Genomic DNA, 15,752 nt, shown 5'->3' with positions numbered 1-15,752 from the left:
TAAATCAAATAACTAAACATGAAAACAACAAAAACAACTATCACAAAATTATTTGCAGTTCTTGCCATCAGTGCAAGTTTCTTAGCAAGTTGCTCAAGTGACGACAATAAAGTCGTTGAAGAAGTAATTGAAGAGCCTTCATCAACCTTTTCGGCAAACCCAGCAGATTTTCAAGGAATGATCAATGACGGGGAAGTTACCCTTGATGCAACCAAAGTATATAAATTAACAGGCAAATTACAAGTTAACAACGGCGCTACTCTTACTATTCCTGCAGGTACTAAAATTGAAGGTACAGGTGGAACTTCTGCCTACATCGCTATCGCACAAGGTGGAAAAATCAATGTGAACGGTACAGCTACTGCTCCGGTAATCATGACCAGTGCAAGTGCAACCCCTACCGGTGGAAACTGGGGTGGTTTGGTAATTTGTGGAAAAGCACCCATTAACCGCGTAAACGGTGTGGTTTCAACAGCACAATCTGAGGTAGCCGATTTAACTTACGGAGGTTCTGTAAGCGACGACAACTCTGGATCAATCAACTATTTAGTGGTAGCTTACGCTGGTGCTTCATTTAGTGCAACCAAAGAATTCAACGGAATCTCTTTCTTTGGTGTAGGCTCTGGAACAAAAGTAAACTTTGTACAGTCTATTCATGGTGCTGATGACGGTTTTGAATTTTTTGGTGGAACTGTAAATACTTCAAACCTGATTTCTGTTGGAAACGAAGACGACCAATTCGACTGGACTGAAGGATGGAACGGCACCAACACAAACTGGTACGGTAAAATTGCTTACGGTAAAGGAAACAGAGGAATCGAAGCAGACAATTACGAATTTGGTTTCCCTAACACACCAATCTCTAACCCTACAATCACAAACATCACTTTAGTAGGACCTGGAAGCGGCGCTTCGGCTACAGATTACGCAGAAAACCAAGCTTTTAAATTTAGAAGAGGTACAAAATCTATTGTTTCAAACGCAGCAATCAGCGGATGGAAAACTGGTATCGACGTAGAAAATGACGAAACCCTTTCTTTCATGGGCACTTTGCTTAAAGTATCTGATGTTTCTTTTGCAGATGTAACTAACAAGTCTACGGGCAAGAAAACAGATGGTACCCCCGCAGCAGCAACTGCAGTATTCACTGAAAACGCAGCAGCAACAGGAGCCGGAAATGGCCTAAACACACCTACATGGGCAGCCGGATGGACATTGGCTTTCTAATCAAAAAAGACATTATAACTAAAAGCACCTCCTCGTGAGGTGCTTTTTTATTTCATCCTCTTGGGGTTTCGCTATGAGAAATCATGTAAAACAAACGCAAAACATAATAAAACACAATTTCCTAAGAACCACTAACTTTGGCTTAATAATTGAAATACATTTTATATATTTACAGCCAAAACCCCCAACTCATGAAAAAACAATACTTTTACTTTATCATACTGCTGCTTTCACTGTCTTCCGTTACAGGATTTGCACAGGCTAAAAGCCCGGACCAACCTATTGAAGGGCTTAACTTTTATCCAAACCCAGTATCAAACGGAAAGATCTACATCAGCTCAAAATCAGCGATGGACAAGGACATTACCATTTTTGATGTCCTCGGAAAAAAAGTACTTCAGGCAACAGTTACTGCCAAAGAGTTGTCAATTGCGACACTTTCACCAGGAGTTTACATTATCAAAATACGCGAAGGTGAGGCAACTGCCACAAGAAAACTGATTGTCAAATAGTTAATAAAAACATACGATTAGTTAATTAATATTTTTTTTACATTGTATTTTTTTAACCTAAAGAAATACTTTCTATATTTGTCACCGAAATAAATTAAAAATCTCAAAAATGAAAAAACTTTACACTTTAGCCATTTTGGCATTTACAACTGTTGCAATGAATGCACAGAACCTTGTGAACAACGGGGATCTTGAAGCATGGGCTAACGCAACTACACCAGAATATTTTACTGCTGTAACTTCAGGAACTTTCAGCGCAAACAATTTGCTTGCACAAGAATCTACTGTAAAACACGGCGGAAGCTATTCTGCAAGCCAAACTTCAGTAGACAGCCCTACACAGGTTTTTGGAAATCAGGAAATTGATGTTGTTCCAGGTCATTCTTACACCATCAGCTACTGGGTATTAGACAATGATTCGACTTCAAGATCAAGAATCTGGTCTGCTTGGGTTTCAGGAACTGGTGCTTCATCTGTTGACTTGACAGACAACGCTGACGTTTTGCACCCAACTGCATATTCTTCTGACAGTGCTAACTGGGTACAGGTAACTACTACATTAACAGCGCCTGCAACTGCTACAAGATTCAAATTCCAAATCAGAACTTACAGAGCAGCAACTGGTGTTTTCGGAGGAAAAATCTATTATGACGATTTGTCTTTCACGGACAACACACTTGGTTTGAAAGGAAGTACAATCTCTGGATTGAAAATGTATCCAAACCCGGTTAAAAATGGTAACTTGTTTATTACTTCAGACAACAACGACACAAAATCAGTTGCAGTTTATGATGTATTGGGAAAACAAGTAATGAACACTACAGTTTCTAACAGCCCAATCAATGTGGCGCACTTGAACGCTGGTGTTTACATCGTAAAAATCACTGAAGCTGGTAAAACGGCTACAAGAAAATTAGTTATCGAATAATTAGTTTTTTAATATATCTGAAAGCCTCAACAATGTTGGGGCTTTTTTATTTTACTTACTTTTGCAAGAAAAATTTTGATCACTGCTGAAAACATCTTTTCGATCCCTTCCCAAAAGCAATTTGAAAAAACAGCTTTAAAGGTTTTTCGTTTCCAATATGAGAACAACACCGTGTATAGGGATTTTTGTAACTTCCTCAATACCGATGTCCAAAAAGTAAAATCGTTACAGCAAATCCCTTTTATCCCGATACAGTTCTTTAAAAGCCATGATGTGGTTTCGAATGACAATCCGATCCAAACTACTTTCACCAGCAGCGGAACCACCGGAATGATCACCAGCAAACACCTCATTACTAACGTGTCTTTGTACGAACAAAGTTACCACCAGGCCTTCGCCCAATTCTACGGAAACATCGAAGATTATGTTGTGCTCGCTTTGCTTCCATCGTACCTTGAACGTGAAGGTTCTTCGCTTATTTACATGGTCGAGGATTTGATCAAACTGACCCATAACGAACACAGCGGATTTTACCTGCACAACCACGAAGAACTCATTGACAAGCTAATCCTTCTCGACAATTCAGGCCAAAACGTCATCCTGATTGGCGTAACTTATGCACTGTTGGACTTGATTGAAAAACGAAAATTCGGCCTCAATAATACCATCATCATGGAAACCGGAGGCATGAAAGGCAAACGCAAAGAGATGATCCGTGAAGAATTGCACGACCAGCTCTGCAAAGGTTTTGGCGTTACCGCCATCCATTCAGAATACGGAATGACAGAATTGCTTTCACAGGCTTATTCCCTTGGCAACGGCATCTTTGAATGTCCAAACTGGATGCAGATTTTAATCCGCGATACCGAAGATGCATTAACATATATTGAAACTGGAAAAACCGGCGGCATCAACGTCATTGATCTGGCCAACATCAATTCCTGCTCTTTTATTGCCACGCAGGATCTTGGAAAAAAATACCCAAACAACACTTTTGAAGTACTCGGGCGTTTTGACAACAGCGACATTCGCGGATGCAATTTAATGGTGATGTAATGAAGATGATTATTGCTTTATCATTTCTGCTTTTGTCTTTTTCGGCTTACAGCCAATTGGAAGTCAGAATCGATTCGATCGTTTCAAATGATTCGAACAGCCTGAAACGTAAATTCTCGCTGGCATATCGCATTACGAATAAGACAGCCAAACCTGTTTCTTTTTTCCTCCTCCCGGAAAGCCTGATCGCAAATGCTGCAAGTTCGCTGACATTGTTTGTAGTTTACAAAATCTACCAAAACCATGTTTTTCAAGATATGGACGGGCCTTTTTTTGAACACCAGATTCCGAAAGCTGAACTGCTTGATGATTTTCCAAACCATAATTCGCCAGAAGCGATAGAAATTATTAAGAAAATCAACGAGAAATACAAAGCCGAATATTTGTCGGTTTTGGAAAATTACAAAAACAATGGCGGTACTGCAACCGACAACAGTTGGATCATGCGAAACTATAGGTTATTGCAGTCGAAAGTGACGCTGCAGCCCAATGAGACCAAAGCGTTTGTGATTAAAACTTCTTGGGATAAAATCCGGGCTACCAGCAATGGTGACCTTGAATATTTCCTCAATGAAAAAGACCTTTTCGAGATCGAATTTGTTTTAGACCTTAAAAAATCGCTTTTTAAAGACGATCTTTCCGCAACTGAATTTTCCGAAATCATGAAAGACCCAAACTTCATCCAGGGCGTTTTTACCTCAGATAAAAAGAAAATCAATTTTGGCGAATAAAAAATCCGGCACTTTCGAAACCGGATTTTCATGAAATATCTTTTTGGATTTAAACAATCGGCAACTGCATTTTCTCGACTGCCGATTCGTCAGCAACCTTTAAAACAAAATAATTTTTCTTACCGCGCTGTAACAAAATAAACTGATTGTTGATTAAATCACTTACCGAAAATTTAAATTCTTCAGTCACTTTTTCTTTGTTTACTGCAATGGAGTTTTCTGTCAGTGCGCGTCGTGCCTCGCCATTCGATTTTAAAAAGCCGGTTTTTTCATTCAGCACCGAAACGATATCCACACCGTCAAGAATATCCTGTCGCAAAATTTCCGCTTGCGGGACACCATCAAAAACTTCAAGGAAAGTCTTGGCATCGAGTGTTTTCAATTCATCTGAAGTCGAATTCCCAAACAATATATTTGACGCCTGGATCGCTTTCTGCAAATCTTCATCCGAATGTACGAAAGTCGTAATCTCTTCAGCCAGCTTGCGTTGCAACACACGCAAATGCGGCGCTTGTTGGTGTTCTTCAATCAACGCATCAATCGCTGCCTTTTCCAAAAACGTAAAGATTTTAATGTATTTCTCCGCATCAAAATCAGTCGTATTAAGCCAGAACTGGTAAAATTTATACACCGAAGTCTTATCGGCATCAAGCCAGATGTTTCCGCCTTCAGATTTCCCGAATTTAGAACCGTCGGCCTTTGTAATTAATGGCGTGGTCAATGCAAATGCTTTCGCAGATTCGGCTCCGTCAGCATTCATCCGGCGCACCAGTTCGGTTCCCGTAGTAATATTTCCCCATTGGTCGGAACCGCCCATTTGCAACACGCAATTGTAGTTTTTATGCAGATGATAAAAATCGTAACCCTGGATTAATTGGTATGTAAACTCCGTAAAAGACATGCCGTCGCCCGTTTCACCGGTCAAACGTTTCTTTACAGAATCTTTCGCCATCATGTAATTTACGGTGATCCGTTTTCCAACTTCACGCGCAAAATCAATGAAGCTGAACGTTTTCATCCAGTCGTAATTGTTAACCATAATCGGCGCATTCGAACTGGTCGATTGAAAATCTAAAAACCGTGACAACACGCTTTTGATTCCCGCCACATTTTTAGCCAATGTTTCTTCGTTCAGCAAATTGCGCTCGTCTGATTTTCCCGATGGATCGCCGATCATTCCGGTTGCTCCGCCTACCAAAGCAATCGGCTGATGCCCGAAATTCTTCAGGTGCACCAACAAAATGATCTGAACCATACTTCCAATATGCAGCGAATCCGCCGTAGGATCAAACCCTATATAAGCCGTAGTCACTTCTTTAAGCAGTTGTTCTTCGGTTCCAGGCATGCTATCGTGGTACAAACCGCGCCACTTTAATTCTTCGACTAAATTCTTCATTTTTTGAAATTCTTTGCGCAAATATAGTTTGTAAGTGGCAGAGTTGCAAAGTAACAAAGTAACAAAGTTTCGAATTTGGGCCTGAAAGCAAAAAATGGCATTGACTTTTTTTAATCAACATCAAAAAACAGCTTTAAAACTTTCCAACTTTGTTACTTTGCAACTTTGCAACTATCTTTACCAAATGATTTTAGTCACAGGAGCTACAGGTTTAATCGGATCACATTTGGCGTTGCATTTGCTCGAAAGCGGCAGGAAAATCCGCGCAATTTACAGGGATAAAAATGGGATCGAAAGGACAAGATCACTTTTTAAGCTTCACGAAAAAGAATCCTTATTTGATTCGATCGAATGGCTTGAAGCCGATATTACTGATGTTCCGTCGCTTGAACGTGTTTTTACCGCTGTTGATTGCGTCTACCATTGTGCCGCATTCATTTCATTTGATCCTAAAGACGAGGAAAAACTCCGCAAAACCAATATTGAAGGTACAGCAAACATTGTCAACTTCTGCCTTGCAAATTCGGTAAAAAAATTGTGTTATGTCAGCTCGATTGCCACGCTCGGAGACCTCAAAGAACACGAAAACACCATTGTTGAGGAAACTGAATGGAATCCCGAAAAACCGCACAGCGATTATGCAATTTCAAAATATGGCGCTGAAATGGAGATTTGGCGTGGGTTACAGGAAGGCCTGGAAGCTGTTGTTGTAAATCCAGGCATTATCTTAGGCCCAAGCCCTGACATTACAGGATGGAAAACCGGAAGTTGCGAAATATTCACTAAGGTCGCGAACGGATTGCCATTTTATACCAAAGGATCAACTGGTTTTGTCAGCGTAAACGACGTGGTGAAAATTATGAAGTTTTTGATGGAAAGCGATGTATCAGGAGCGCGTTTTATCTTAATTTCTGAAAATCTTACATTTGAAAAAGTACTCAAAAAAATAGCTTCCGCTTTAAAAGTAAAAATACCATCAATATATGCAAAGCGCTGGATGACCGCAATGAGCTGGCGTTTCGACTGGATTCTATCGGTTGTGTTTCAAAGAAAAAGAAAACTCAGCAAGTCGATGGCGCACACTTTACACAGCACAGATTTGATTTCATCCCAAAAAATCAAAACTCTAATGGCCTTTGAATTTAAGCCGATCGACAAGGTTATTGAAGAAGTCGCGGCGTTTTACAAAAAATAAATTATTTTACTTGTGGCGAATCCGATGCAGGCGCGGCTGGAGTTGTTTTATTTGAAGGCGTAGTTTTCTTAGCCAAAGAATCTGCTGTATTTTTTTCTTTCTCTACACGTGCGTTCACCTTATCGTAAATCTTTTTATATTCCTGTATATCCGAAGCATAATATTCGTTATTCTGTGCGAATTGCAAACTGTCGACGTGGTACTTTTTGTAGATATAATCCCTTGTTATTCCGTGTTCAGCCGGCGATGGATTTCTCGCACGCATCGCTTCCAATATCGAAACATCATAGATGATGTTGACCATTTCTTCTTTATCTATAAGCTTTTCCGGTTTTTTCACCATAGCATCATTGCATCCGATGAGCAATATCAGCAAACTGAAAAAAAGCAATGATTTTTTCATATCGAATCTTTTATCGGTCAAACAAAAGGCGTTTCCCAGCACGGATCTCTTTTACTTTCGAATTGGAATACACCAATTGCCCGTTTACAAAAGTATGCATAATGCGCGATTTGAAGTTGTAATTTTCAAAAGGCGACCAGGCACATTTGTATAAAATATTTTCTTTTTTGACATTCCATGGCGAACCCGGATTTACAATGACCAAATCGGCAAAATAACCTTCTTTGATAAATCCGCGTTTTTCAATTTTAAATATTTTCGCCGGATTGTGCGCCATTTTCTCTACGATTTTCTCAATCGAGATTTTTCCCTGGTGAAAGGTTTCAAACATCGCGACAACGGCATGTTGTACCAACGGACCACCGGAAGGCGCTTTTAAGTAAGGTTGCTTTTTTTCTTCGAGCGTATGCGGCGCATGGTCGGTCGCAATGACGTCAATCCGATCGTCGAGCAACGCTTCCCAGAGCGCTTTTCTGTCGTCTGCTGTTTTTACCGCCGGATTCCATTTAATCAGGTTGCCTTTTGTCGCATAATCTTCATTGGTAAACCACAAATGGTGAATGCAGACTTCAGCGGTAATTTTCTTTTCTTCAAGCGGAATTTTGTTCGAAAACAACTCCATTTCTTTAGCTGTTGACAGGTGAAAAACATGCAATCTTGCGCCAGTCTTTTTAGCCAGGGCAATCGCTTTTGAAGACGAAATGTAGCATGCTTCAGCACTTCTGATCAAATGATGCGCCGTTACAGGAACATCATCGCCATACTCTTCAATATATTTTGCCAGATTGTCCTTGATCGTTTGCTCGTCTTCGCAATGCACGGCAATCAACATGGGCGTACTCGAAAATATTTTCTCCAAAACCGCTTCGTTGTCCACCAGCATATTTCCGGTTGAAGAACCCAAAAAGATCTTGATCCCGGCAACATTTTTCGGATTGGTTTTTAAAACTTCCTCAAGGTTGTCATTGGTCGCGCCCATCATAAACGAATAATTGGCATACGAACTGGCCTCGGCTATTTTGTATTTTTCTTCTAATATTTCCTGGGTAACCGCATTCGGAATGGTGTTTGGCTGTTCAATAAACGAAGTAATTCCGCCAGCAACTGCTGCCCTAGATTCCGATGCAATGTCGCCTTTGTGCGTGAGGCCGGGTTCGCGAAAATGCACCTGATCGTCAATAGCGCCCGGAATCAGATAATTCCCTTCGGCATCAATGATTTTTGTGGATGATGATTTTACGCTGATATTTTCGCCAATTTCTACAATTAACTCGTCTTCGATAAGCACATCGCCTTCGAAAATCGTTCCTTCATTTACAATCTTGGCATTCTTAATTAAAACCCTGTTCATCTATCTTTTTCTTGCTACAACCTGTTAAATAACTTTCTGATTTTTAAGGAAATCACTCCGAAAACTGCTTCTTTTATAATGGCATTGCTCATTTTAGACTGCCCTTTCGTGCGGTCGGTAAAAATGATCGGCACTTCCTGGATCTTGAAATTTTTAGCGTAAGCACGGTATTTCATCTCAATCTGGAACGCATAACCGATGAATTTGATTTTGTCGAGTTTAATCGTTTCAAGCACCTTGCGCTTGTAGCAAATGAAACCAGCGGTTGCATCATGAATCTGCATTCCGGTAATCATTTTCACGTATACTGATGCAAAATACGACATTAAAACGCGGTTTAACGGCCAGTTTACGACATTTACACCCGTTACATAACGCGAACCTACAGCCACATCGGCATTACCGAAATGGCAGGCATCATATAATTTTTCAAGATCGTGGGGATTGTGCGAAAAATCAGCGTCCATTTCGAACACAAATTCATAATGACGCGCCAAAGCCCATTTAAAACCATGCACGTAAGCGGTTCCAAGCCCCGATTTCTTACTGCGCTTTTCGAGAAAAAGCCTCTGCGGGAATTCTGCCTGCAGCGCAATGATTTTATTGGCAGTATGGTCGGGCGAATTGTCGTCAACTACCAGCAGGTCAAACGATTTGCGCAACGAAAATACTGCTCTCACAATGCTTTCAATGTTTTCAATTTCGTTATACGTAGGGATTATAACAATGCCGTCGCTCATACCAATCGTCCGATTTTAGCGCAAAAATAAACTTTTTACCCCAGTTGTATCCTAATAAAATTATAATTAAAAAAAATGCATCCTTAATTTGGGCTTATTCTTCAAAACGTTGTAAAATCAGGCCTTAAAAACAAATGAAACCTTATCAGAAATGCCATAAAAAATACTATTTTTGCAGCGTATGATGGATCAGATATTAGAGCCGCGAATGATGGAAGCCCGGGATTGGGCCACTGTGATATTTGTAGTCGCGTTGGTCCTGATCGCCATTGTGAGAACCGCATTTGAAAGCCGGTTCAACGACTTTTCGAAATTAATTGCCTCCGACAAATACATCAAAGTATACCGCGACAGTTCAAACTTAATGAGCGGATTTACGATTGTTTTATTTCTGGTACAACTGGTATCACTTGCTTTTTTCATCCAATTGACACTGAATGTCTTTGGTTATGTTTCAAAAACTGACTGGATTGTTTTCATTCAGATATTTACCTTTTTAAGTGTTTTTGTACTGTCGAAATTCCTGATCGAAAAGATCATCGCAACGGCTTTTAACATCGAAGAATTTACCGAACAATTCAATTTGCAGAAAGTCAGCTACCGAACCTATATCGGTTTAGTCATTTTACCCATTGACCTCATCTTGTTTTATAACAATAACTTATCAAAAATCATAATATTTACCACAATCATTATTGTTTTGATAACAAATTTAGTGACTTATTTATTTTCATTGAAGAATTATCAAAATATAATATTTGGCAAGTTGTTTTATTTTATTTTATATCTTTGCGCACTTGAAATAGCGCCCTATTATTTCATGTATTATTGGTTTAGTAAAAGTTAGCATATCAGAAAATGTCAAATATGAAAGTGAAAACGATTTTGGTGTCACAGCCTGAGCCTAAAGTAGAAAATTCTCCCTACTTTGAACTGCAGCAAAAGCATAAGGTAAAAATTGATTTCAGGCCATTCATACATGTTGAAGGCGTAAATGCCAAAGACGTCAGATCCCAAAAAATCGACCTTAACAATTACACAGCGATCATTTTAACGAGCAAGAATTCGGTAGACCATTTTTTCCGCGTAGCCGATGAAATGCGTTATAAAGTGCCGGAAGGATTGAAATATTTCTGCCAATCTGAAGCCATTGCTTTTTACCTGCAAAAATATGTGGTGTACAGAAAACGTAAGATTTATGTGGGCCAAAAAGATTTTGCCGACATGTCACCGCTGATCAAAAAATACAAAGACGAGAAGTTTTTATTGCCGGCTTCTGACCAATTGAATGCTGATGCGCCACAAACGCTGAACAATTTAAAAGTTGACTGGACACAAGCCACATTCTACAAAACCGTCATGAGCGATTTGTCTGATCTTGCCGATGTTTATTACGATGTTTTGGCTTTCTTTAGTCCAACCGGAATTAAATCGCTGTTTAAAAACTTCCCGGATTTCGAGCAAAACAACACAAGAATCGCCGTTTTCGGAAGCACAACTCAAAAAGAAGCTTTAGAGCACGGATTGAGAATTGATATTTTAGCGCCAACGCCAGAAACGCCTTCGATGACTATGGCTTTAGAGCGTTACATTTCTGAAGCGAACAAAGGAAAATAAAAATTTTACACTTATATACGAAAAGTCCCGACATCTCACATCGGGGCTTTTTTGTTTTTGAACCATTAAGTTCACTAAGCGTTGAAACTATTTATTTTTAAAAAACATTAAGGTATCGCTTAATGAAACTTAATACCTTAATGGTAAATTATTTAATTTTTCCATAAAAAAAAAGCTGCCCAAACGAGCAGCTCTTCATAATCCAAAAGTTTTATTACAACTGTGGCCCGGCTTTTACCAGGTTTTCCCCTTCTGAATTGTCTGTGTATTGTGCAAAGTTTTTTATGAACAAACCTGCAAGATCTTTTGCTTTGGTTTCCCATTCTGAAGCATCTGAATACGTTTTTCTCGGATCTAAAATTCCGGTGTCCACACCTTCTAAAAATGTTGGAATCTGGAAATTGAATATTGGCAAATTCTGCATTTCCGAATGTTCGATCGAACCATCTAAAATCCTATCAATGATCGCACGCGTATCTTTAATAGAAATTCGCTTTCCGGTTCCATTCCAGCCGGTGTTTACCATATATGCTTCGGCTTGGTGTTCGTTCATTTTCTTCACCAGCTCTGTTCCGTATTGCGTTGGATGCAAAGACAAAAATGCTTTTCCGAAACAAGCAGAAAATGTTGGTTCCGGTTTTGTAACGCCGCGTTCTGTTCCGGCTAATTTTGCTGTAAACCCAGAAAGGAAAAAATATTTTGTTTGCTCCGGAGTCAGTTTTGCCACGGGTGGCATTACGCCAAAAGCATCTGCCGTAAGGAAAATCACTTTATTCGCGTGTCCGGCTTTAGAAACCGGTTTCACAATATTGTCGATATGATAAATCGGATACGAAACACGCGTATTTTGCGTCACCGATCCGTCTTTAAAATCTATTTTTCCGTTTGCATCAACAGTAACGTTTTCCAATAAAGCATCTTTTCTGATTGCGTGGTAAATGTCCGGCTCGTTTTCCTCGCTCAAATCGATGGTTTTCGCATAACAGCCGCCTTCAAAATTAAATACGCCGTCGTTGTCCCAACCGTGTTCATCATCGCCAATCAATTGTCTTTTCGGATCAGTAGACAAAGTCGTTTTTCCCGTTCCCGACAATCCAAAAAACACCGCCACATCGCCATTTTCCCCTTTATTCGCAGAGCAGTGCATCGATGCAATTCCCTGCAACGGCAAATAATAATTCATCATCGAAAACAAACCTTTTTTCATCTCGCCGCCATACCAGGTGCCACCGATCAATTGGATTTTCTCGGTTAAATTAAAAGCGATGTACACTTCCGAATTGAGTCCGTGTGCTGCAAAATCTGCAAAGCCTTTTTTCGAAGCGTTCATCACAACAAAATCCGGCTCGCCATAATGGTCAAGTTCTTCTTCCGTTGGGCGGATGAACATATTTTTCACGAAATGCGCCTGCCACGCGACTTCAACAATAAAACGCACTTTAAGTCTCGTATTTTCATTCGCACCGCAAAACGTATCGACTACGAATAATTTCTTCTGCGACGACAATTGCTTCACCGTATTTTCTTTCAGTGCATTCCAAGTATCCTGCGAAATTGGCTTGTTGTCATTTGGTGCTTTTTCAGACGGCCACCAAATCGTATCTTCTGTTATCGCGTCTTTAACAATGTATTTGTCTTTAGGCGAACGCCCGGTAAAATCCCCGGTCATGACATTCACTGCGCCAAGTTCGGTGAGTTGCCCTTTTTCAAAACCTTCGAGATTCGGATTTAATTCTTCTTCAAATAAAAATTCATACGAAGGATTGTAGATGATTTCCTCAGCATTTTTAATTCCATACTTTTCCAACGAAATCGATTTCGTAATTTGAGCGTAGTTGTCCATAGAATTTAGTTTGTGTTGCATAATATTTAAAGTGCAAAAGTAAAAATTATATTTTACACAAATGAATTTTGTTGAAATATTATGATTTTTTCCTGATTAAATTAAGAAAAAGCCAAAACCACGCGCTAATTAATAGCAATCCTCCAATTGGAGTAACAATTCCGAAAGCTTTCATATCGATTCCTGAAATACTTTTAGTCGCTAAAATGTAGATTGATCCTGAGAATAATGCAATTCCGGCGACCGTTAAAATAAAAATTCCCTTCTTGTTTTTATCAGATAAAAAAGTGGTCGATCCAACGAACAAAAGAAATAACGCATGGTACATTTGATACTTTACTCCAGTCTCAAAAGTACCGAGTTCTTCAATTGTCAATACTTTTTTAAGTGCATGTGCGCCAAATGCGCCTAAAACAATTGCGATCATTCCTAAAACTGTTGCTGTTGCGGTGATTTTCCTATTCATTTTATTGGAATTTTAGACGCGTAAAGTTAGCCTATAACTATGAATTCTAAAAAATTATAAGTTTGTTTTTTAGAAGCTATTCCGGCTATCCGCTTATATCTTTCGCGCCGCTGCGCTTTGCAAAAGGATACTGCTGCACACGAGCGAAGCGAACTGGCCGAACACAAAATTAAAATTATTATTTTGTGAGGCAATCCGGGCTAAACCCAACCGCAACATCCGATATCGTTTTCGCATTGTTTTTTCCGAAACCAAATTCATACCTTTGTGGACTTTTTATAAAATATGATGAGAGATATCCTGATTATTGGCGCCGGACGTTCGGCATCTTCCCTGATCCAGTACCTTTTGAACAAATCTGAAGCAGAAAACCTGCATTTGACCATCGGTGATCTGTCGCTCGAACTTGCGCAGCGCAAAACGAACGGGCATAAAAATGCAACACCAATTGCCCTCGATATTTTTGACCAAATTCAACGAACGACCGAAATCCAAAAAGCCGATATCGTCATTTCGATGCTTCCGGCACATTTGCATATTGAAGTCGCCAAAGATTGCATCGTTTATAAAAAACACATGGTTACGGCTTCTTACGTTAGCGATGCAATGCAAAGCCTCGATGCTGCCGCAAAGGAAAACGGATTGATCTTCATGAACGAAATCGGACTTGATCCCGGAATCGACCACATGAGCGCCATGAAAATCATTGATGAAATCCGCGAAAAGGGCGGAAAAATGCTGTTGTTTGAATCATTTTGTGGCGGACTCGTAGCACCGGAATCGGACAACAATCTATGGAATTACAAATTTACCTGGGCACCACGAAATGTGGTTTTAGCCGGACAAGGCGGCGCGGCGAAATTCATCCAGGAAGGCACATACAAATACATTCCGTATCCCAAATTATTCAGGAGAACCGAGTTTTTAGAAGTCGAAGGCTACGGAAGATTTGAAGGTTACGCAAACCGCGATTCATTAAAATACCGTAGTGTTTATGGTTTGGATGATGTGCTGACATTATACCGCGGAACCATTCGCCGCGTAGGTTATTCAAAAGCCTGGAACATGTTTGTACAACTCGGAATGACTGATGACACTTATGTAATCGATGATTCGGAGCACATTACATACAGGGAATTTACAAACTTATTTTTGCCATATCATCCAACGGATTCTGTCGAAATTAAACTGCGCATGCAGCTTGGCATCGACCAGGACGACATCATGTGGGATAAACTATTGGAGCTTGATATTTTTAATCCGAGAAAAATTGTTGGATTAAAACACGCGACACCAGCACAAATCCTTGAAAAAATCCTAACAGACAGCTGGACATTGCAGCCAGATGATAAAGACATGATCGTCATGTACCATAAATTCGGTTATGAAATCGACGGCAAGCAAAAACAGATCGACTCTAAAATGGTATGCATCGGCGACGATCAGACTTATACGGCGATGGCAAAAACCGTTGGGCTGCCAGTAGCGATGGCGACTTTGCAGATCCTAAACGGAAATATTAAAACGCCTGGCGTTCAATTGCCAATCAATAAAGAGGTTTATCTTCCGATTTTAAAAGAGCTTGAAGAATACGGTGTGGTTTTTAACGAAAAGGAAACGTCCTATTTTGGATACAATCCGGATAAGTTGTTATAATTTGACAATTGTTGAATTAGCTTTCACTTTAAAATCATTTTATTACATTTGGTTTAAATTCACAATCAAATGAAAATAAATTCCCTCCAAATAGAAATCGATGGCATCGATAAAGAAATCCTTCGTGATTTAATGGAAGATGCCAGAAAACCAATCTTGCAAATTGCGAATAAGATCGGAATTTCGGGTGCGGCAATTCACCAAAGGTTGCGCAAACTCGAACAAGCCGGTGTGATTTCGGGATCGAAATTTACCGTCAGCAATAAGGTTTTGGGCTACAGCACAATGGCGTTTGTTGGGATCTATCTTGATAAAGCTGCGCGAAATCCTGAAGCTGTACGCGAACTCAAAAAAATCCCTGAAGTACTCGAATGCCATTATACCACCGGAAACTGGTCGATTTTAATTAAAATGATCTGCCGCGACAACGAACATTTGATGCATTTGCTAAATACCCGAATTCAGGCCATTGAAGGTGTTTCGAGAACGGAAACTTTTATTTCTTTAGATCAGCAAATTGAACGACAAATTCAATTGTAATTCCAATGCCTAGCCCCGATGGAGCCGGTATCCTTTGTGAGGTACGAACAAAGATAAAGGCGAGAGCGGGAAATTGCTCCTAAAAAAAATC

The 15,752-nt window shown here is 39.9% G+C and carries 16 protein-coding genes; 10 read left to right on the top strand and 6 right to left on the bottom strand.

Going from position 1 to position 15,752, the window contains the following annotated elements:
- Positions 1-18 precede the first annotated feature (18 nt).
- From BLS32_RS14165 to BLS32_RS14145, 5 genes are all read left to right on the top strand, one after another.
- Positions 19-1,227, top strand: coding sequence for a hypothetical protein (locus BLS32_RS14165; protein ID WP_091397238.1), 1,209 nt, complete (start codon positions 19-21; stop codon positions 1,225-1,227).
- A gap of 191 nt (positions 1,228-1,418) precedes the next feature.
- The gene (locus tag BLS32_RS14160; RefSeq protein ID WP_091397235.1) at positions 1,419-1,739 is read left to right on the top strand and encodes a T9SS type A sorting domain-containing protein; all 321 of its coding nucleotides are present in this window, start codon (positions 1,419-1,421) and stop codon (positions 1,737-1,739) included.
- A gap of 109 nt (positions 1,740-1,848) precedes the next feature.
- Entirely contained in the window at positions 1,849-2,667 is an 819-nt protein-coding gene (locus tag BLS32_RS14155) for a T9SS type A sorting domain-containing protein (protein ID WP_091397232.1), read from the top strand.
- Between the two features lie 75 nt (positions 2,668-2,742).
- A complete protein-coding gene (locus tag BLS32_RS14150) occupies positions 2,743-3,723 on the top strand; it encodes a LuxE/PaaK family acyltransferase (RefSeq protein ID WP_091397230.1) in 981 nt (326 codons plus the stop codon).
- Positions 3,723-4,454, top strand: a complete 732-nt coding sequence (locus BLS32_RS14145) for a hypothetical protein (RefSeq protein ID WP_170227569.1) — start codon at positions 3,723-3,725, stop codon at positions 4,452-4,454. Before BLS32_RS14150 ends, BLS32_RS14145 begins: the two co-directional genes overlap by 1 nt.
- A 49-nt stretch (positions 4,455-4,503) precedes the next feature.
- Here the strand turns inward: BLS32_RS14145 and tyrS are convergent, their stop codons facing one another.
- Positions 4,504-5,850, bottom strand: a complete 1,347-nt coding sequence (gene tyrS / locus BLS32_RS14140) for a tyrosine--tRNA ligase (RefSeq protein ID WP_091397226.1) — start codon at positions 5,848-5,850, stop codon at positions 4,504-4,506.
- A 184-nt stretch (positions 5,851-6,034) separates the two neighbouring features.
- Between tyrS and BLS32_RS14135 the strand changes: the two genes are divergently transcribed.
- The gene (locus tag BLS32_RS14135; RefSeq protein ID WP_091397730.1) at positions 6,035-7,045 is read left to right on the top strand and encodes an NAD-dependent epimerase/dehydratase family protein; all 1,011 of its coding nucleotides are present in this window, start codon (positions 6,035-6,037) and stop codon (positions 7,043-7,045) included.
- A 1-nt stretch (position 7,046) separates the two neighbouring features.
- Here the strand turns inward: BLS32_RS14135 and BLS32_RS14130 are convergent, their stop codons facing one another.
- The 3 genes from BLS32_RS14130 to BLS32_RS14120 are packed head-to-tail and all read right to left on the bottom strand — an operon-like array spanning position 7,047 to position 9,539.
- Positions 7,047-7,448, bottom strand: a complete 402-nt coding sequence (locus BLS32_RS14130; protein WP_091397224.1) for a DUF4296 domain-containing protein — start codon at positions 7,446-7,448, stop codon at positions 7,047-7,049.
- Between the two features lie 10 nt (positions 7,449-7,458).
- Positions 7,459-8,799, bottom strand: coding sequence for a dihydroorotase (locus tag BLS32_RS14125; RefSeq protein WP_091397221.1), 1,341 nt, complete (start codon positions 8,797-8,799; stop codon positions 7,459-7,461).
- Between the two features lie 14 nt (positions 8,800-8,813).
- A complete protein-coding gene (locus BLS32_RS14120; RefSeq protein ID WP_091397218.1) occupies positions 8,814-9,539 on the bottom strand; it encodes a polyprenol monophosphomannose synthase in 726 nt (241 codons plus the stop codon).
- Positions 9,540-9,723: 184 nt separating this feature from the next.
- Between BLS32_RS14120 and BLS32_RS14115 the strand changes: the two genes are divergently transcribed.
- Positions 9,724-10,386 (top strand): DUF4271 domain-containing protein, encoded by a 663-nt coding sequence (locus BLS32_RS14115; RefSeq protein ID WP_170227577.1) that lies wholly within the window; start codon positions 9,724-9,726, stop codon positions 10,384-10,386.
- 20 nt (positions 10,387-10,406) lie between these two features.
- Complete coding sequence (locus BLS32_RS14110; RefSeq protein ID WP_091397210.1) at positions 10,407-11,156, top strand: uroporphyrinogen-III synthase; 750 nt, start codon at positions 10,407-10,409, stop codon at positions 11,154-11,156.
- 214 nt (positions 11,157-11,370) lie between these two features.
- On the opposite strand, the gene pckA is transcribed toward BLS32_RS14110, so the two are convergent.
- Both pckA and BLS32_RS14100 read right to left on the bottom strand, forming a co-directional pair.
- On the bottom strand, positions 11,371-12,999 hold the full coding sequence (gene pckA / locus BLS32_RS14105) for a phosphoenolpyruvate carboxykinase (ATP) (protein ID WP_091397207.1): 1,629 nt from the start codon (positions 12,997-12,999) through the stop codon (positions 11,371-11,373).
- 79 nt (positions 13,000-13,078) lie between these two features.
- Positions 13,079-13,465: a DUF423 domain-containing protein gene (locus BLS32_RS14100; protein ID WP_091397204.1), complete on the bottom strand. Its 387-nt coding sequence runs from the start codon at positions 13,463-13,465 to the stop codon at positions 13,079-13,081.
- Between the two features lie 288 nt (positions 13,466-13,753).
- Between BLS32_RS14100 and BLS32_RS14095 the strand changes: the two genes are divergently transcribed.
- Together BLS32_RS14095 and BLS32_RS14090 are read left to right on the top strand one after the other, a co-directional pair.
- A complete protein-coding gene (locus BLS32_RS14095) occupies positions 13,754-15,121 on the top strand; it encodes a saccharopine dehydrogenase family protein (RefSeq protein ID WP_091397201.1) in 1,368 nt (455 codons plus the stop codon).
- Positions 15,122-15,190: 69 nt separating this feature from the next.
- Complete coding sequence (locus BLS32_RS14090; RefSeq protein WP_091397198.1) at positions 15,191-15,661, top strand: Lrp/AsnC ligand binding domain-containing protein; 471 nt, start codon at positions 15,191-15,193, stop codon at positions 15,659-15,661.
- The last annotated feature ends 91 nt before the right edge of the window (positions 15,662-15,752 follow it).

The sequence above is a fragment of the Flavobacterium noncentrifugens genome, assembly GCF_900100375.1.
GTDB classification, from domain to species: domain Bacteria; phylum Bacteroidota; class Bacteroidia; order Flavobacteriales; family Flavobacteriaceae; genus Flavobacterium; species Flavobacterium noncentrifugens.
The sequence above is the reverse complement of the archived record's forward strand: the minus strand, read 5'-3'. Positions and strand labels throughout refer to the sequence as shown.